We start from the raw sequence: 18,816 nt of genomic DNA, 5'->3' as shown, positions 1-18,816 counted from the left end.
AATGGCAACATAATTTTAAACATTATGCACAGAAATGAAAAAGTAATTAAACGTTGCAGTAAACCTTTTATATTAAAGACTTTAGCCGAACTTACAACATGCAAGCACACAAAGAGCGAATTATGTAAACTCTATTCCATTGCACATACAACGGTGAATGAATGTATTAAAAAGCATGATGGTAAAGACTTAATAAACACTAAAGTAAAAGTGGAAACCAAAGACGAAAAAAAAATAGAATTAAGAATATTATTACAAATGAAAAGAGTAATGAAAATAAAACTAGTCAATAATGAAAAATTATTTATTAATATTAATCTGTTTTTTGGTAGCTAGCTCATATTCACAATCAACGAATACTATTTATCTGTTAATTAACAAAAAAGATACATTAATAAAAAAACAGGTTGCGACTAAAGTAAATGAATATGAAGGTTATAGAATAACAGATGAGAAAAGAATTGTAACTGTGGTCAAAAGATCTTCCACTTTAAAAGGAGATGATATTGAATATGATGCTTTTAGTAGTAACTCATTTTCTTTTAACAGAAAAAATGATACTATAATTTCTAAATCTTATTTAAACACTCTTAAACCTATTAAAGATAGAAGACAATTTATAGATTGTATCAACCATTTAAACACAGCTCAAATGAAATTTATTTTTATTGAGGCTAAAAAATGTGATAAATTTATTTTAAGGAAAGTACATCTTTTAAAATTTGAATAAAATACAAAATATAAGCACATATATAAAAAAGCAGAATAAGTTCAAACCAAAATATTATAGCTTTTTGTTCTAACACCTACTATATACAGATAAATTGCGACACATTTAAGAAAATTGAGATGATGAGAATAGTTCTGATTTCATAATACGGATTTGGAGAAGGCGTAAAAAATCTGATGGAGAGATTTTACTTAATTACATAAGATCAAAAAGTTTAAGCAAAAAACCACTAAAAAAAGTAACTCAAAAACAATGGAAAGGCTCATCTATATTCGTTTTCCTGATATTATCTGCCATTCTTTTAATTATAAGCTCAATATCAATAGATTTCAATAATCCTGAAAATATACACATCCCAATTTTATTACGAAAGCCAACATTACTTGAGAACATACTATTAATTACAAAAGATTCAAGTTTGTGTTAATGATAATATCAGTAGGACACTTAATTGCATCTTTTACTCATGTAAATTTTCAACCTACAATATACCCAGTACTCGTGATACTTTTGTGCGGTTCCATTAAGCTTCTGACAAAAATAATTTTGCCAACAATCGCTATAAAAAGCTATACTTAAAGGCTTGGGCATATTTATTTAGCCAAACTTTTTGGATTTGGCAACTAAAAATAATTAATTACAAAACAGAAAGATTTGACTACGAGATAAATGGATTTGAAATTGATCGTGGATATTTGGCTAAAGGAAAAACAGCTGATCTGGTACTATTAGATCCTGAAAAGTTTATAAACATAACCGAAAATGTTCAAATTGAACCTATAGAAGAGTTTGGCAACTTTAACAGATTAGTTAACAGAAATGAAGGCGTGGTTTCAATAGTTATGGCTGGTGGAAAACTAATTTTTGAAAATGAGAAATTTTCAGAAGACTATGGCAAATCTCAAAAATACGGGCAATTTCTAGAAAAAACCACTTCCAATTAATTCCAAAAAAAACCTAATAACAGCCATTCCACATTCGTTATCTTTGTATAACACCAAACAAGATAAACCATATGATTTTTATAGATAACGAAGGGCATACCGATCCTAAATTAAACCTCGCTTTAGAAGAATATGCCTTAAGAAATTTTGACGCTTCTACCGATTACCTCCTGTTTTACATTAACGAACCCTCTATAATCATTGGAAGAAACCAAAATACCTTGGAAGAAATTAACCAAGAATATATAGATGAAAACAATATTCATGTAGTACGTCGTATTTCTGGTGGTGGCGCCGTTTATCATGATTTAGGTAACTTAAACTTTAGTTTTATTACCAATCACGATGGCAAAAGTATTAGCAACTTTAAAAAATTTACAGCACCAGTAATTCGTGTATTGAACGACATGGGTATTTCCGCAGAATTAAAAGGCCGTAATGATATTGAAGTAAACGACAAGAAGATTTCTGGAACCGCACAATTTTCTACTGGAAAACGCATGATTAGTCATGGTACGCTTTTATTCGATACAGATATGGGTGAAGTGGTCAAAGCACTTCAAGTAAAGATGAGTAAAATCCAATCTAAAGGACATAAATCCGTTAGAAGTCGTGTGGCAAATATTAGTGAATTTCTTAAAACACCAATTACCATGGAGGCTTTCAAAAATCAATTATTAGTCGGTTTATATGAAGCTAGCGAACCTTTTGAAACTTATAAATTAACGGAAGCTGAATGGCAAGCTGTACATAAATTGAAAGCAGAGAAATACGATTTATGGGATTGGAATTTTGGAAGGTCGCCCAAATTTAATATCCAACGCAATAAGCTGTTTCCAATAGGAGAAATTGATCTACGTATTTTTGTTGAAAAAGGACATATTTCAGAATTTAAAGTTTTTGGCGATTTCTTTGGAAGAAAGTCCATTGCAGAACTTGAAAACTTGTTAATAGGCGTACCTTATGATAAGGACGAAATCATTAAAAGTTTAGAAAATACAGCTATTGAAGACTTTTTTGGAACTTTAGAAAAATCAGATTTTTTAAATCTTATTTATGGGAATGATTAACTGCAAAAAATTCTATTAACCGTCATAACATAATATTTTAAAAAGCACAAAAACAAACAACTCATAATGACTTACGATGTAATTATAGTTGGCGGTGGACTAGCCGGATTGACAAGTGCTATACACCTTTCTAAAAAAGGCCTTTCGGTTCTTTTAATAGAGAAAAATGACTATCCGAAACATAAAGTTTGTGGTGAATATATTTCTAACGAAGTTCTACCCTATTTAGACGCTTTGGGTTTTAACCCCTTTGATTTTGGTGCGAAAAAAATTGATTACTTCACATTAAGTACGGCTAAAAGCAAATCCATAAGCACCAAATTACCCTTTGGCGGATTTGGAATTAGTCGCTATTGCATGGACTGGGAACTAGCCAAACTCGCCATACAAAATGGTGCTGAAATATTACAAGAAAAGGTTATTGATATTCAATTTGAAAACAATCAGTTTACTGTTTTTACTCATGAAGATAAGCAATTCTCGTCAGAAATAGTCATTGGATCTTTTGGTAAACGGTCGAATTTGGATATTCAAATGAATCGCGAATTCATTCAAAAACCAACACCCTTTTTAGGCATAAAAGCTCATTATAAAGGTGATTTTCCCGATGATGCTGTTGCTCTCCATAATTTTGACGGTGGCTATTGTGGGATTTCTAAAGTAGAAACTAATCTCGTAAACGTTTGCTATCTTACCGATTATAAAGCGTTTAAAAAGCATAAAAACATTGAAGATTTTCAAAAAAATGTGCTTTCAAAAAACAGCCATTTAAAAGAAATATTTGAGAGTTTTGAGATGACATTTGAGAATCCTTTAACTATTAGTCAAGTATCATTCTCATCAAAACAACCCGTAGAAAATCATGTTTTAATGTGCGGTGACAGTGCTGGAATGATTCATCCATTAGCTGGAAATGGCATGAGTATGGCCATTCGAGCTGCGCAAATGGCTTCTATGAAAGTTCTGAAATTCAAATCTAAAGAAATAGAATCGCGAGCCGAATTAGAAAAACAATACACCCAAATTTGGAATCAGGAATTTAGTAGTAGATTAAAATCTGGACATATTATAGCAAGGTTATTCCGACTCGGCTTATTTTCTGAATTAATTATGGTATTTTTAAAGGCCTTCCCGTTTATTTTGCCACACGTTATAAAAAGTACACACGGAAAACCTATGAAACCAGAATTATAATGCTTGTAGACACAAAACATAGAAGCCACACCATTGAAATTATGGATGATCTAGAGATGACTGGCGACATATTAATTGATGCTCTAGACCAATTAGCAACCATAAATAAATTATTGGGTGGTACCCAAGTAACGCTTGATGGATTAAAAAAGCTTTTAGAAGGCCAATCCAAAGAAAAAACAATTCGTATTATAGATTTAGGGTGTGGAAGTGGAGACATGCTGCGGAAGGTTGCTAAATATGGCATTAAAAACGGTTACAAATTCAAATTATTAGGTATCGATGCCAATCAAGCAACCGTAGATTATGCCAATAAATTATCAGCAGATTTTCCCGAAATAAGCTATAAAAAAGAAGATGTTTTATCTGAAGATTTCAAAACACATACCTATGAAATTGCTATGTGTACCTTGTTTTTGCATCATTTTGACGATAATGTTGCTATGAACGTCATTCAAACCTTACTAAAAAACGCCAAAATAGGTGTTTTAGTTAATGATTTACATCGGCACAGATTGGCATATTATCTTTTCAAAATAGTCACATTAGGCATCAAAAACGACATGACAAAAAGTGACGGATTGGTGTCTATTTTAAGAGCATTTAAAAGGAGAGATTTTGAAAGGTATTCAAAGGAAATAGCATTCAAAAGCACCATAACGTGGCATTGGGCATTTAGATACCAATGGATAATAAAAAAATTATGAGCGTAAAAATAACATCTGTAGCCACCCAGTTACCACCTTATACACGAACAACTGAAGAGATAATTCCATTCCTGAACGTTTGGTTAAACGGTCAAGACGAACGTTATCAGCGCAAAGTAATTAAACTCTTTGAAAACGCTGGAGTTGATAGGCGCTATTCAATCATGGATGCGGAAGCGGTGTTTTTAAAAACCTCTTTTGAGGAAAAAAATGATATTTACAAACGTGAAACCATAAAATTAGCAGAAGGTGCCTTAACCAAAGCACTAGACAAAGCCCAACTAGAACCTATTGATATTGATTATATCATTACGGTAAGTTGTACAGGAATTATGATTCCATCTGTGGATGCATATCTGATTAATAAATTGAATATGAAGCAGGACATTGTACGGCTTCCCGTGACAGAAATGGGTTGCGTGGCTGGAATTTCCGGGATGATTTATGCCAATAATTTCCTGAAAGCTAATCCAAATAAGCGTGCTGCTGTAATTGCTGTAGAATCGCCTACTTCCACCTTTCAAATTGAAGATTATTCAATGACCAACATTGTGAGTGCCGCCATTTTTGGTGATGGATGCGCCTGTACTATTTTATCTTCATACGAAAATGAAGAAGGGCCAGAAATAATAGATGATGCCATGTATCACTTTTATAATTCGGAACATATGATGGGATTCGAACTAAAAAATACTGGACTTCAAATGGTTTTAGACAAAGAAGTTCCTGAAAAAATTGCAGAACACTTTCCCTTGATTGTTCATCCATTTTTAGAGAGAAATGGATTAAATATTAATGATGTTGATCACCTTATTTTTCATCCTGGCGGAAAGAAAATTGTTCAAACCATTGAAGAACTATTCGGTGCTTTAGGCAAAAATATTGATCACACAAAAGCAGTGCTAAAAGACTACGGAAACATGTCTAGCGCAACCGTACTTTACGTTCTTGAGCGGTTTATGGAACAAAATCCTCAAAAAGGTGATATTGGATTAATGTTAAGTTTCGGACCAGGATTCACCGCTCAAAGATTATTATTAAAATGGTAAGAGAATTTGAAAATAAAAACGAATGGGCCATCATATTGGGCGCTTCCAGTGGCATGGGTTTAGCAACAGCTAAAAAGCTAGCCAAAGAAGGGTTGAATTTATGTTTGATTTATCGTGCTTTAAGGAATGATGTAGAAGCTATTGAAGCTGAATTTGAAGCTATCGTTTCTACAAGCAACGTAAAATTAATTCACTTCAATAAAGATGTGGTAAAACCAGAAAATAGAGAAGTAATTCTTACCGATTTAGCAGAAAAACTAGGTGATTCTGGAAAGGTAAAATGCTTGGTTCACAGCATTGCCAAAGGGAATTTAAAACCTATGGTTTCTGATGGAAATAGAGAACTTCAAAATGATGATTTTCATATTACACTAGAGAATATGGCTTTTAGTTTATACGATTGGACAAAGCATGTTTTTAGTAAAAAATTATTTGCACACGATGCTAGAATCATCAGTTTCACCAGCGAAGGCAATAAAAAAGCATGGAAAAATTACGCAGCCGTTTCAACTGCTAAAGTGGCTTTAGAAGCTATTTCACGAAATATAGCCTTGGAATTTGCCCAATATGGAATTAGAGCCAATTGTATTGAAGCTGGCTTGACAAATACGGCGTCTTTCAGAATGATTCCTGGCAGTGAAAAGCTAGCAGAACACAGCATAAAACGCAATCCATTTAAAAGACTCACCACACCTGAAGATGTGGCGAATGTGGTTTATTTATTAACCAAGGAAGAGTCTAAATGGATTAACGGTACCACGCTTCAGGTAAACGGTGGGGAACATTTAAGTTAATACTATTACAATGATGAATCTTAAAGAAATTATAGCCAAACTTCCGTACGAAAAGCCATTTCTTTTTGTTGATGACCTTATAGAAGTCACTGAAAATGGCATTTCAGGAACCTATACGTTTCATGAGAATCATGATTTTTACAAAGGACATTTCAAAAATAATCCGGTTACTCCGGGTGTGATTTTAACCGAAACCATGGCGCAAATTGGTTTGGTTTCATTCGGAATTTATCTTATGAATGAAGCTGGAGAATCCATTGATGGCATTCAGATTGCATTAACCTCAACAGAAATAGATTTTTTTAAACCTGTTTTTTCCAATGAAAAAGTGCTTGTAAAAAGTGAAAAGGACTATTTTAGGTTCAATAAATTAAAATGTAACGTAGAAATGTTTAATGCAAAAGAGGAATTAGTTTGTCGCGGTAAAATAGCCGGAATGATAGCAGGAAAAACGAATTAATTCTATTCCAAATTAATAAAACAACATGAAAAATAGAGTCGTTATAACTGGTCTTGGTGTCGTTTCTCCAAACGGAGTTGGACTTACCGATTTTGAGAAAGCTATAAAAAGTGGCACTTCCGGAATTGAATTCTATCCGGATTTAAAAGAATTGGGGTTTTCATGTTGCATTGGTGGAAAACCAAAAATTTCAGAAGCATTAAAGCGCCAGTATTTAACAGAACTACAGCTACGCGATTTTAATAGTTCAGGTATTTTATATGGCTGCATGGCAGGAATGGATGCCTGGAAAGATGCGGGTTTCTCCATTTCTGACACCACGGATTATGACAGTGGAATTATTTTTGGAGCGGGAACTTCTGGAATTGAAAAATTTAGAGAAGCTATCTATAAATTAGACGATAAACAAGTCAGGCGTTTAGGAAGCACCGTTGTTGCACAAACCATGACCAGTGGTGTTAGCGCCTATTTAGGCGGTATTTTAGGATTAGGCAATCAGGTTACCACAAATTCTTCGGCCTGCACTACAGGAACAGAAGCCATTTTAATGGGATTTGATCGGATAAAAGCTGGTCTAGCCAAACGCATGATAGTTGGCGGCACCAGTGATGAAGGCCCTTATATTTGGGGAGGATTTGATGCCATGCGTGTGCTAAACTACAAACATAATGACAATCCAGAATCAGGTTCGAGACCTATGAGTGCAACAGCTTCTGGCTTTGTGCCTGGAAGTGGTGCTGGTGCTATGGTCCTTGAATCTTTGGAAAGCGCCTTGGAGCGCAACGCCACCATTTATGCCGAAATTTTAGGTGGAGATGTTAATTCTGGCGGCCAAAGAGATGGCGGTTCTATGACAGCTCCAAACTCAAAAGCAGTACAACGTTGTATTAAAAAAGCTGTTAAAAACTCCAACATAAACCCTTCAGAAATCGATGCTATAAATGGCCATTTAACTGCAACCATAAAAGATTTTACGGAAATTGAAAACTGGAGTGAAGCATTAAATTTAAAAGGCACAGATTTTCCGTATATTAATTCCTTAAAGTCTATGGTCGGACATTGTTTATCGGCCTCTGGCGCTATTGAAAGTGTGGCAAGCGTTTTACAAATTCATCATAATTTCATTTTCCCAAATATTAATTGCGAGGATTTAAATGAAGAGATTACGGCATTAATTTCCAAAGAAAAAATACCTCAAAAATTAATTGAAAAAGAAATTAATATAGTCGCCAAGGCCAGTTTCGGATTTGGGGATGTAAATGGCTGTTTAATATTTAAAAAATTCAGAAAATAATGAGCGAGAAAGATAAAATGATTGAAGAATTAAAATTGATCGTGAAACCTTATATTCAGGACGAAAAAGGTTTTGAAGAGATGCATGAAGGCACAGATTTCATCAATGATTTAAAGATAAATTCTGCGAATTTGGTGGATGTTATTTTAGACATTGAAGATAAATATGACATTATTTTTGACAATGATTCTATGGATAAAATGCTGAATGTAAAAGCCGCTTTAGAAATTATAAACCAAAAAGTTTCCGAAAAATAATGATTGGAAACGATATCATAGATTTGAAGGAAACCAAGCGATCCACGAATTGGGAAAGACGTGGTTTTTTAGATAAAATCTTCACGGAAAAGGAGCGAAAAATGATATCTGAAGCTATTGATCCTTTTAAAACCGTTTGGAAATTATGGAGCATGAAAGAAAGTGCTTATAAAGTTTTTATTCAAGCTGGTGGGAAACGGTTTTATAATCCGAAGAGGATTGAATGTCGGTTTGAAGATGGGTTTGATCAGGTTTCTATTGGATTTCTGAATTTAAAAACCGAAACAATCAGCACTGATGATTATATTTTAAGTACTGCCAAAATGGATGATGCTGATTCTAAAAGCTTCATATGTAACGTACCTGAAATAGATATAAAAGAACAAAGTGCTTTTTTAAAACAAAAATTGATTACAGACTTTTCAACCCATTATAATTTGAATTTGGCTTATTTAGCAATTAAAAAAACAGAAGTTGGCGTACCTAAATTGCTTTATAAAGGTAAAGATTTAGTTGTATCATTTTCATTAACACATCATGGTATTTATGGGAGTTATTCTATTTTAAATTTCTGAAGTTACTAATTTTTAAATAACAAAAACAACTAACGTTATCAATATGGCAAAACTTTTAAGTTATCTATATCCTCTTACAAAAAAAGTGAAATCGGAAATCAACGGAACGTTAGAAATTACATGGTTCAACGGAAAAAAGCATTTGAATTCCAAAAATGCCAATTATTCCTATGGTTCATTACAACGAATTTTAAAATTTGGATTGGAAAAATTAAACCTTAAAAATGTCAACTCTATTCTTGTTTTAGGTCTCGGTGGTGGCAGCGTCATACAAACCCTTCGCAACGATTTTAAGTATAAAAACCGCATTACTGCGGTAGAGATAGATCCGCAGATTATTACCATTGCTAAAGAGGAATTTCAAATAGAATCTTCCGAAAATTTAAACATCATTTGTGATGATGCACTTCAATATGTTGCCAACACTTCTGAAACCTTCGACCTTATTATCATCGATTTGTTTATAGATTTAAGTGTCCCTGCACCATTTTTAGAGATGCCGTTTTGGGAAAACATATTAAAGCGCAAATCTGCTAGTGGTGCTATTCTATTTAATGGGTCTTTAGAAAAAGATTTGTCTAAAAAACTTGAAACTATTATCAGTTATTTAAAATCAAACATCTATGAGGTAGATGTTTATAACAAAGTAAATCAAACGAATACGGTTGTGATTGGCAAATCTATTTAATAAATAGTTTAGATTTAATTTATATATTTATAAAAAATATACCTAGTAACTAAAAAAGTTAATTAATGATAATCCTTGATATTCTTAATACTATAGGTGTACTTGCCACATGTGGAGTTGCAATATGGGGAATAAATAGCTGGAGAAGAGAGACCAAGTGGAAAAGAAAATACGAACTCGCAGAAGAAATTTTAGCCAGTTTATATGAGTCGCAGCAAGACATTCGATCTATAAGAAGTCCTATAGGTTTGCAAAACGAGGGTAATTCCAGAAAAGCACAAGATAATGAGACACCAGAACAGACAAGAATATATAATCAAGCTTATTCTGTAAGAGAAAGATTTAAAAATAACAGCGCTGCTTTAATCAAACTTCATTCTCTCAAATATAGATTCATGGCATTGTTTGGCAAAGAATATGAAGAGCATTTTAATCAATTTTCAAAAACAGTAAACTCTATATTCTTTGCTGCTGAACAAATTGCATTCCTAAATCTAGGTGAATATGGAGATGACAAAGAATTTAAATTAAAAATCCTAGAAGATAATAATCAAATTATATATGCATCCATTCTTAATAAAAATGAAGATAAAGTGGAAATAGATATTCAAAATGCAGTGGATGCTATAGAAGCTATTTGTGCAAGTAGTATAGGAAAAATAAAAAACTAATACCTATTTTACATCAAATGGACTTTAAATTTAAAACTTAAAGAACTTAATAACAGTATGCAAAAACAATGTCCAGAATGTGGCGATAAAATTGTTGGAAGAATTGATAAAAAATTCTGTAGTGATGCCTGCAGGAATTCCTATAATAATCGCATTAATACCGATAGTAAAAACCTAATAAGAAATACCAATAATCGCTTACGAAAAAACTACCGAATATTGGAAGAACTCAATCCGGAGCAAAAAACGAAATCATCGCGCGCTAAATTGATTGAAAAAGGTTTCGATTTCAACTACTTTACAAGCATTTATACTACAAAAGCTGGAACTGTATATTATTTTGTGTACGACCAAGGCTATCTACCATTGGAAGGGGATTATTACGCTTTGGTAAAACGGGAAAGTTAATACTTCCAGTTATGCCCTTTAAGTTGCATAGCAGCTTTTAAAATATCTTTTTGACTAATCTGACCAACTAATTTACCTTCTTCCACTATTGGGAAACGTCTAATTTTAGAGTTCAGAAATTTCTTTGCGGCTTCAAAAACATCCATATCACCATCTATAGTCTCTACATTTTTTACCATGCGGTTTCCCACAACATCTTGTTCTACAGGCATATTATAGTAATGACTTTCGGTTATTTGTTTTAAGCAATCGCCCTCGGAAATAATACCTACTAATTCATTTTTTGCATTCACCACCGGACCACCCGATATTTTATTTGCTATTAACGCATGGATAACCTCATCAACAGTATGCTCTGGCTTAAACGTAATTAAATCACGCGTCATATAATCGCTAACTTTCAATTGTTCATTATCATTGGTATTATTTTGCTGCTTTCGCGCGCCTTGAAAACTTTTAATTGCCATGTTTTTAGATGTTTAGAACCTTGAATATAAATAATTTTGACCACTTTTCCTAAAAGCTCGACACAAGTTTAAGATTGCTAGTAATTTATGTACATTTATATTTTCAATCTAACTATTCCTTCCCATGTTTAAAAAAACCATCGCTTTCTTACTAATTATTGCTGCTGTATATTGGAGTTTTTGGGCTTTATTGCCTAGTCAAATCACGAAAATAGATGCACCGGAAAATACATTTTCTACAGAACGGGCATTGGTGCATTTAAAAGAGATTTCTAAAGCACCACATTACGTTGGTAGCGCCGAACATGAAGTTGTGCGAAACTATATTATTAAAGAATTAGAAGCTTTAGGATTAGAAACCGAGGTGCAAGAAGATTTTTCCATGAGTCAGTGGGGAAATTTATCCAAACCTAAAAATATTATTGCGCGCTATAAAGGCACAGAAAGCGGGAAAGCTTTATTGTTATTAACGCATTATGACAGTCATCCACACTCATCTTTTGGTGCTAGTGATGCCGGTTCAGGTGTCGTGACTATTTTAGAAGGTTTTCGCGCTTTTTTAAGCGCCAATAAAGCCCCAAAAAACGATATTATCATAGTTATTACAGACAGTGAGGAATTAGGCTTAAATGGTGCCGATATTTTTGTAAATAAACATCGTTGGACCAAAGAAGTTGGTTTGGTTTTAAATTTTGAAGCGCGCGGTTCTGGCGGACCAAGTTATATGCTTATTGAAACCAACCAAGGCAACGCCGAATTGATGAAACATTTTGTTGCCGCAAACCCAGAGTTCCCGGTTGCCAATTCGCTTGCTTATAGCATTTATAAAATGCTGCCCAACGACACCGATTTAACCCGTTTTCGTGAAGATGGTAATATTGATGGCTTTAATTTTGCTTTTATAGACGACCATTTTGATTACCACACCGCTTTAGATACGTATGATAGATTAGATAGAAATACTTTGGAACATCAAGGTAGTTATTTGATGCCGCTACTCCATTATTTCTCGAATGCCGATTTATCTTCTATAAAAAGTACGGAAGACTATATTTATTTTAATGTCCCACTTTTTAAAACTGTAATTTATCCATTTGCTTGGATTTTTCCGATGCTTATTTTGGCATTTTTAGGTTTTATTGGCTTACTAATTTATGGTGTAAAGCGCGAAGCTTTTTTCTTTTCGGAAATAGGCCGTGGTTTTGCAGCCTTTTTTGTAACACTTCTTTCTGCCGGTGGATTAGGCTTTGGTTTATGGCTACTTTTAAAACAACTGTACCCGCAATACCAAGAAATACTGCATGGCTTCACTTATAATGGCCATTTGTATATTTTGGCCTTTGCCTCCTTGTCTTTAACCTTATGTTTCTGGATTTATCAAAAACTTCATAAATCCAATAATATAGCGAGTTTATTAGTGGCACCTCTGTTTTTCTGGCTGCTTATTTGTACGCTTGTAGCGTTTTATCTTCCTGGTGCTAGCTTTTTTATAATTCCTGTTTTCTTTGGATTACTAAGTCTGTTTTTATTAATTAATCAGAAAAAACCAAACCTAATTTTATTAGCGCTTTTAAGTTTCCCCGTCATTACCATTATGGCGCCGTTTATAAAAATGTTCCCCGTTGGATTAGGGCTTAAAATTCTTTTTGTGAGTTGTATTTTAGTGGTTTTAATCTTCGGTTTATTGATTCCTGTTTTTGGCTTTTTCAAACATAAAAAATTGCTGACCCGTCTGTTTTTAGGCTTTACCATAATCTTTTTAATTGTGGCACATACAAAATCTAATTTTTCAGAAGACAGACCAAGGCCAAACAGTTTAAATTACATTTTAGATACAGATTCTAATTCTGCCGTTTGGGCAACTTATGATCACCATTTTGATAGTTATACAAAACCCTATTTTGGTAATAAGCCTGATGATGGTACTATTTTAAATCAAAATACATTTAATAGCAAATACCAATCTGGCTTTACCTTTACCAAAGAAGCACCTGTAAAAGCATTAGCAAAACCAGACATAAGTATTATTTCAGATACTATTATTGGTGGTTCTCGCGAAATGGTTATTCGTTATAAATCTAATCGACAAGCCAAACGTATTGAGGTTTTCACGGATAGTCAAAACTCGTTTTCGTATAACATTATAGATGATAATTTATCAAAAAGAGCGGCATTAACTGAACAGGTATTTCAACCAAAACTAGGCAATCGACTTTTCACTTATTTTATATCGAATAACGATCCATTGGAGCTGCGGTTAACGCTTCCGAAGAATCAAAAAATAATATTACAGTTTCACGAAGCGACTTATGATTTATTAAGAAACGAGCACTTTTCAATTCCTAAAAGAAACAACAAAATGATGCCGAAGCCTTTTGTCTTGAATGATGCTATAATTACTAAAAAAACCTTCGTTATTAAATAATTAGGAATGTTTTAAGACAATAGTTCACTATTTTTTATAGTTTTGAAACCGATAAAACAATCAACTAAATGAAAAAACTACTTATTATTGTGCTCTGTGTTTTAGGATTTCAGGCACAAGCACAATCTGACCAGGTCTTATTAGAGCATTATCGTGCGTACTATAATCAAATGAAACTTCAAGGTGATACCCAAGGTATTGTTAATGGATTAACACATTTGGTTATTTTATCACCTACCGAATCTAAGGCGCTCAAGGATACATTAGCAATGGTTTATATGAGTGAAAGCAATCATGTTCAAGCTTTAAACACTATTGGCATCGATGCCAACCAAACAGATTCGGATATAGCTGTAGAAGTTAAAGCCGTGTCTTTAAAAGGCTTAAATGAGCCACACCGAGCTCTCATACATTTTGAAGAATTATTTAAACGTACGCCAGATCCATCTATAGCTTATGAGTTGGCTGAACTGTATTTGCAGACTAATAATTTAGAAAAATCCAATACCTATATTGAATACGGATTAACAAATTCTAAAGATACCATGGGGAAATCGTTTTACGAAAGTCAGCAGCCTTATCAAGTAAAATTAAAAGCAGCATTTTTATACTTGAAAGCATTGACCAAGTACAACGAAAATAAAGAAACCAATTTTGATGCGGCATTGGCGCTTTTAGATGACGCGATAAAGATGTCGCCTAATTTTAGATTAGCGGATATTAGTAAGCAAGCTTTAATAAATCAGAAGAGCGAATCTAAAGTTAAGGAATAAGTTACTTTAGATATCTACGATATTTTAAAACATCAATTTCACTTTGTGAGGTTGATGTTTTTTTTGGTTTAAACTTAATAACAAGACCTATCTCTGAAAGCTCATGAAGCGGCCTTATCAGTTTTCACACATGTTTAGCTAAAATTAGAATGGTGCTGTAAAACATATGGCTTACGGCTGCCCGAGCTACATTATGATACTTATCATTTAGCATACAGTGTTTACACTTTCTTTTTGACACCCTATTTTTACCCAAAGAAAAAGCAGCTACAAAATGTAGCTGCTTTTAAATATGTACTAATATTTAATAGTTTTAATCTTACCAGATTCTCACACGATCTTCCGGAGCAATATACATGCTATCACCTGCTTTAATATTGAAGGCTTCGTAAAAAGCATCAATATTTAATAAAGGCTGTACTGCACGATTCATTCCTGGAGAATGTGGATCTGTTTTAATACGTGTTTTTAAAGCATCATCACGCATTTTAGTTCTCCAAACAGTTGCCCAACTCATAAAGAATCTTTGTTCTGCTGTAAAACCGTCAATATCTTCTGGTCTACCATCATCTTTAAAGCTTAATTGTAAAGCGTCATAAGCAGCTAAAACACCACCTAAATCACCGATATTTTCACCTAAAGTAAATTTCCCATTAATATGAATTTCTGGCAATACTTCAATAGCACTGTACTGATCAGCTAATTGATTTCCTAGAGACTCAAACTGCTCTAAATCAGCATCTGTCCACCAGTTATTTAAGTTACCATCTTTGTCATAACGTGATCCTGAATCATCAAAACTATGAGAAATTTCATGTCCAATAACAGCACCAATTCCACCGTAATTTACAGCATCATCAGCTTGATAGTTATAAAAAGGAGGTTGTAAAATAGCGGCTGGAAATACAATTTCGTTGAATGATGGATTAAAGTAAGCATTCACAACTTGTGGTGCCATGTACCATTCACTCTTATCAACAGGTTTTCCTAATTTATCAAGATCCTTATTAAAGTTCCATGCTCTTGCATTTAAAGAGTTCTGTAAGTAAGAACCACCATTTTCAACACCTTTGATTTCCAAAGCTGAATAGTCTTTCCACTTATCTGGGTATGCAATTTTAATAGTTGTTGACTTTAATTTCTCAATCGCTTTTTCTTTGGTTTCTGGACTCATCCATTCCAAGTTAGAAATACGTTGTTCAAATGCCAAAATAACATTCTGAATCATTTTTTCAGCTTTCACTTTAGCTTCTGGTGGAAACATTTTGTCCACGTATAGTTTTCCTAACGCTTCACCAACAGTTCCATTTAAAGTTCCTAAAGCACGTTCATTACGTGGGCGCTGTGTTTTAGCTCCATTTAACTCACGGCCATAAAACTCCCAACTTGCATCTTCCAATTCTGTACTTAATTTCCCGGCAGAACCGTTAAATGCGTTCCAGCGTAAGTACGCTTTCCAATCGTCTACATCATTCTTAGCTAAAACTTCTTGCAAACGATTAAAGTAATTTAAATCGCCAACAATAACTGTGTCAATTTCTTTAACACCAATACCGCTTAAAAAGTCCTTCCAATTAACGGCTGGCACCATTTTTTGAACCTGCTCAATAGATCTTGGGTTATAACGTTTTCTAGCATCACGTCTGTCTACTTTATCCATTTTAGCTTCCGCTAAACGCGTTTCAAAGGCTAAAATTTGTTTTGCTTCAGCATTTGCATCAGCTTCTGTTTCACCTAAAAACTGTAACATTTTAGTAATGTGTGCTACATACTTTTCACGCTTTTCTTTAGAGTCTGCATCGTCCTTAACATAATAATCACGGTCTGGTAAACCTGTACTTCCTCCACCTAAATAGCCTACATTTCTGTTACTATCTTTAGGATCAGAACTTACGCCAAAACCGTATAATCCACCACCGCCAATTGGCTCCATTTCTATCATATAAGCTTGTAAATCGTCTATATTTTCAATAGCAGCAATTTTAGCTAAATACGGTTTGATTGGTTCGATTCCCAGCTTGTTACGACCTTCAGTGTCCATGATAGTTTGATACAAGAAAACTGCTTTTTCTTGATCTGAACCTGGCGCAACTTGAATTTTCTCCATGTCTTTATTATCTGACATAGCAGCATCCAAAATGCTTAATGCATCTTCATCGGTTTTTTTACGAAGCTCATTGAAACTTCCCCATACCGCCTGATCATCAGGAATTTCAGTTGTTGTTAACCACGTACCATTTACATAGTTAAAGAAATCATCATTTGGTTTTACATCGGTGTTCATGTAGGCCAAATTAATGCCTGGAACGGCTTCATCTTCCAAGACGACAGCTTCTTCTTTAGCATCATTTTTACACGCCATTAAGCCCATAAAGGCTGCAGCGCTAAACAAGGTTGCTTTTTTAAAGTTTGAATTCATAAATTTAGTGTTTAATTAAGGGTACAATTTACTGATAAATGATTTTTGTTAATCCAAATAACCAGATATTAACATAATATTAGTAAAATAAGCATTATTGCGGCTTCTGAATCTGCTGTGATTCCTTTTCCAATTGCTTATTCATTTGAAGGTTTAAATTTGAGAACGCTACTAACAATTCCTTTAATGGCTCTAAAATACTCTCTTTAGTTGGATTAGACAAATTTACTGCACTTTCTAATTTATAGATTTTAGTTTCCACAGCTATTACTCTAGCCACTATCAACGAGGAATTTATAGCTTCTGGAACAGTAGCTTTAAGCTCTTTATTTAAGGTCGCCACAATTTCTGTGTTCGATTTAAAAAATGATAAGTTACCAGTTTTTAAATCCTGTATAATTATATTTAATTCACCATATTTTGCCCAATTGCCAATAATTTTTTCAACTTTAGCATCCACCATAAAATCCGAGTACTTTAAAGCCTTAACGTCTTCTTTGGTTATCAATTCGCTGATAGCATTATCTGTAAGCTCTAAATTGGTTTCTGGATCGGCATCTTTGCAAGATAAGAGGCATAAAGCTACTATAAAATAGAGGTTTTTCATATATATCCTTTTTACTGGAACTACAAATATATTGTATTCGTGGCTTTTAGCTACCAATTGTAATAATACTTTATTTTACAGACTTTATTTTAAGTTAAATTTATCATTTCATCAGTTAATTCTTGTTATTTTTGAATAATTTTTCAAAAACATTATCATGAAGTCTAAAATCTTAATTATTGGCGCTTGTGGCCAAATCGGATCAGAACTAACTCATAAATTACGTGAAATTCATGGCGACGATCAAGTTGTTGCCAGTGATATTAGTTACGGAAATTTAGATATTGTTAATTCAGGTCTTTTTGAAATTTTAGATGCTCAAGATTCTACTGCTCTAAAAGTTTGCATTGAAAAATATAATATTAACACCGTTTACCTAATGGCTGCTATGTTAAGCGCTACAGGTGAAAAATTCCCGATGAAAGCTTGGGATTTAAACATGAGTACGCTTTTTAATGTCTTGGATTTAGCCAAAAACGGACAGATAAAAAAAGTGTTTTGGCCTTCAAGTATTGCAGTTTACGGTCCAACGACACCTAAAGTAGATACCCCACAATACACTATTATGGAACCTTCTACTGTTTATGGAATTACCAAACAAGTTGGTGAGCGTTGGTGTGAATATTACTTTAATAAATACGATGTTGATGTAAGAAGTATTCGCTATCCTGGTATTATTTCTTGGAAAACTTTACCTGGTGGTGGCACAACAGATTACGCTGTAGATATTTATCACAAAGCTCTTGCCGATAATCATTACGATTGCTTCCTATCTGAAAACACCGAACTTCCAATGATGTATATGGACGATGCCATTAAAGCAACGGTTCAAATTATGGAAGCACCGGCAGAATCTATTAAAATCCGTTCTTCTTATAACTTATCAGCCATTAGTTTTACGCCTAAAGATGTGGTGGCTTCTATTAAAAAGCATTTAAGCGATTTCACTATTGAATACAATCCAGATTTTCGTCAAGAAATTGCCGATTCATGGCCAAGCAGTATTGACGCTAGTCATGCACGCCAAGATTGGAACTGGAAACATGAGTTTTCTTTAGATGATATTACCAATGATATGCTGACAAACTTAAAGGCAGCCAAAAAAGAAGCCGACTAAAAAAAACAGAACCGAGCACTTTTAATTATAACTGCTTTTTCTTTTAAACATTTCTCTCAATTATTTGCTTTGGGATACCACTACTATACTGTAATCTAGCCTTATGAAATCCTGGAAGCAGTAAAGGTTATTGCGGTATTCGCAATTCCCATTTATTTAACGACATT

Annotated in this window: 20 protein-coding genes and 1 pseudogene; 18 read left to right on the top strand and 3 right to left on the bottom strand. The window is 33.6% G+C overall.

The features are described from left to right. From BZARG_RS16050 to BZARG_RS10970, 15 genes and pseudogenes are all read left to right on the top strand, one after another. Positions 1-336, top strand: a pseudogene (locus tag BZARG_RS16050) (hypothetical protein); the annotation flags it as partial. Then, positions 293-730, top strand: coding sequence for a hypothetical protein (locus BZARG_RS11035; protein WP_008638342.1), 438 nt, complete (start codon positions 293-295; stop codon positions 728-730). The pseudogene BZARG_RS16050 and the gene BZARG_RS11035, both read left to right, overlap by 44 nt. 695 nt (positions 731-1,425) lie before the next feature. Further along, on the top strand, positions 1,426-1,674 hold the full coding sequence (locus BZARG_RS11030; protein WP_008638359.1) for a hypothetical protein: 249 nt from the start codon (positions 1,426-1,428) through the stop codon (positions 1,672-1,674). A 71-nt stretch (positions 1,675-1,745) separates the two neighbouring features. Continuing rightward, complete coding sequence (locus BZARG_RS11025; protein ID WP_008638355.1) at positions 1,746-2,744, top strand: lipoate--protein ligase; 999 nt, start codon at positions 1,746-1,748, stop codon at positions 2,742-2,744. Between the two features lie 66 nt (positions 2,745-2,810). Then, complete coding sequence (locus tag BZARG_RS11020) at positions 2,811-3,938, top strand: NAD(P)/FAD-dependent oxidoreductase (RefSeq protein WP_008638308.1); 1,128 nt, start codon at positions 2,811-2,813, stop codon at positions 3,936-3,938. After that, positions 3,938-4,645: a methyltransferase domain-containing protein gene (locus BZARG_RS11015; RefSeq protein ID WP_008638256.1), complete on the top strand. Its 708-nt coding sequence runs from the start codon at positions 3,938-3,940 to the stop codon at positions 4,643-4,645. The genes BZARG_RS11020 and BZARG_RS11015 overlap by 1 nt, the downstream gene beginning before the upstream one ends. Further along, positions 4,642-5,694, top strand: coding sequence for a type III polyketide synthase (locus BZARG_RS11010; protein WP_008638345.1), 1,053 nt, complete (start codon positions 4,642-4,644; stop codon positions 5,692-5,694). Before BZARG_RS11015 ends, BZARG_RS11010 begins: the two co-directional genes overlap by 4 nt. Continuing rightward, a complete protein-coding gene (locus tag BZARG_RS11005; RefSeq protein WP_008638234.1) occupies positions 5,688-6,488 on the top strand; it encodes an enoyl-ACP reductase FabI in 801 nt (266 codons plus the stop codon). Before BZARG_RS11010 ends, BZARG_RS11005 begins: the two co-directional genes overlap by 7 nt. Positions 6,489-6,501: 13 nt before the next feature. After that, on the top strand, positions 6,502-6,948 hold the full coding sequence (locus BZARG_RS11000; RefSeq protein WP_008638316.1) for a 3-hydroxyacyl-ACP dehydratase FabZ family protein: 447 nt from the start codon (positions 6,502-6,504) through the stop codon (positions 6,946-6,948). Positions 6,949-6,973: 25 nt separating this feature from the next. Further along, positions 6,974-8,242 carry a beta-ketoacyl-[acyl-carrier-protein] synthase family protein gene (locus BZARG_RS10995; RefSeq protein ID WP_008638331.1) on the top strand — a complete coding sequence of 423 codons (1,269 nt, stop codon included), beginning with the start codon at positions 6,974-6,976 and terminating at the stop codon, positions 8,240-8,242. Beyond that, positions 8,242-8,499, top strand: coding sequence for an acyl carrier protein (locus BZARG_RS10990; RefSeq protein ID WP_008638252.1), 258 nt, complete (start codon positions 8,242-8,244; stop codon positions 8,497-8,499). Before BZARG_RS10995 ends, BZARG_RS10990 begins: the two co-directional genes overlap by 1 nt. Next, the gene (locus BZARG_RS15315; RefSeq protein WP_008638241.1) at positions 8,499-9,074 is read left to right on the top strand and encodes a 4'-phosphopantetheinyl transferase family protein; all 576 of its coding nucleotides are present in this window, start codon (positions 8,499-8,501) and stop codon (positions 9,072-9,074) included. The genes BZARG_RS10990 and BZARG_RS15315 overlap by 1 nt, the downstream gene beginning before the upstream one ends. Positions 9,075-9,117: 43 nt before the next feature. Next, positions 9,118-9,762 (top strand): spermidine synthase, encoded by a 645-nt coding sequence (locus BZARG_RS10980; protein WP_008638251.1) that lies wholly within the window; start codon positions 9,118-9,120, stop codon positions 9,760-9,762. Between the two features lie 65 nt (positions 9,763-9,827). After that, complete coding sequence (locus BZARG_RS10975) at positions 9,828-10,433, top strand: hypothetical protein (protein ID WP_008638288.1); 606 nt, start codon at positions 9,828-9,830, stop codon at positions 10,431-10,433. A gap of 57 nt (positions 10,434-10,490) precedes the next feature. Continuing rightward, positions 10,491-10,841 carry a hypothetical protein gene (locus tag BZARG_RS10970; RefSeq protein ID WP_008638317.1) on the top strand — a complete coding sequence of 117 codons (351 nt, stop codon included), beginning with the start codon at positions 10,491-10,493 and terminating at the stop codon, positions 10,839-10,841. Here BZARG_RS10970 and BZARG_RS10965 read toward each other — a convergent pair. Next, on the bottom strand, positions 10,838-11,308 hold the full coding sequence (locus BZARG_RS10965; protein ID WP_008638286.1) for a CBS domain-containing protein: 471 nt from the start codon (positions 11,306-11,308) through the stop codon (positions 10,838-10,840). The genes BZARG_RS10970 and BZARG_RS10965 overlap by 4 nt on opposite strands. A 124-nt stretch (positions 11,309-11,432) precedes the next feature. Here BZARG_RS10965 and BZARG_RS10960 point away from each other — a divergent pair, with 124 nt between their 5' ends. Beyond that, positions 11,433-13,733 carry a M28 family peptidase gene (locus tag BZARG_RS10960; RefSeq protein ID WP_008638363.1) on the top strand — a complete coding sequence of 767 codons (2,301 nt, stop codon included), beginning with the start codon at positions 11,433-11,435 and terminating at the stop codon, positions 13,731-13,733. A 68-nt stretch (positions 13,734-13,801) separates the two neighbouring features. Continuing rightward, the gene (locus BZARG_RS10955) at positions 13,802-14,506 is read left to right on the top strand and encodes a tetratricopeptide repeat protein (RefSeq protein WP_008638325.1); all 705 of its coding nucleotides are present in this window, start codon (positions 13,802-13,804) and stop codon (positions 14,504-14,506) included. Between the two features lie 319 nt (positions 14,507-14,825). Here the strand turns inward: BZARG_RS10955 and BZARG_RS10950 are convergent, their stop codons facing one another. After that, a complete protein-coding gene (locus BZARG_RS10950; protein WP_008638334.1) occupies positions 14,826-16,925 on the bottom strand; it encodes a M13 family metallopeptidase in 2,100 nt (699 codons plus the stop codon). 94 nt (positions 16,926-17,019) lie between these two features. Further along, positions 17,020-17,532 (bottom strand): hypothetical protein, encoded by a 513-nt coding sequence (locus tag BZARG_RS10945; protein ID WP_008638346.1) that lies wholly within the window; start codon positions 17,530-17,532, stop codon positions 17,020-17,022. 157 nt (positions 17,533-17,689) lie between these two features. Here BZARG_RS10945 and BZARG_RS10940 point away from each other — a divergent pair, with 157 nt between their 5' ends. After that, positions 17,690-18,649 (top strand): NAD-dependent epimerase/dehydratase family protein, encoded by a 960-nt coding sequence (locus tag BZARG_RS10940; RefSeq protein WP_008638348.1) that lies wholly within the window; start codon positions 17,690-17,692, stop codon positions 18,647-18,649. The last annotated feature ends 167 nt before the right edge of the window (positions 18,650-18,816 follow it).

This window comes from Bizionia argentinensis JUB59 (assembly GCF_000224335.1).
GTDB lineage: Bacteria > Bacteroidota > Bacteroidia > Flavobacteriales > Flavobacteriaceae > Algorimicrobium > Algorimicrobium argentinense.
Note: the sequence above shows the minus strand (reverse complement) of the source record. Positions and strands in the feature narration are given on the sequence as shown.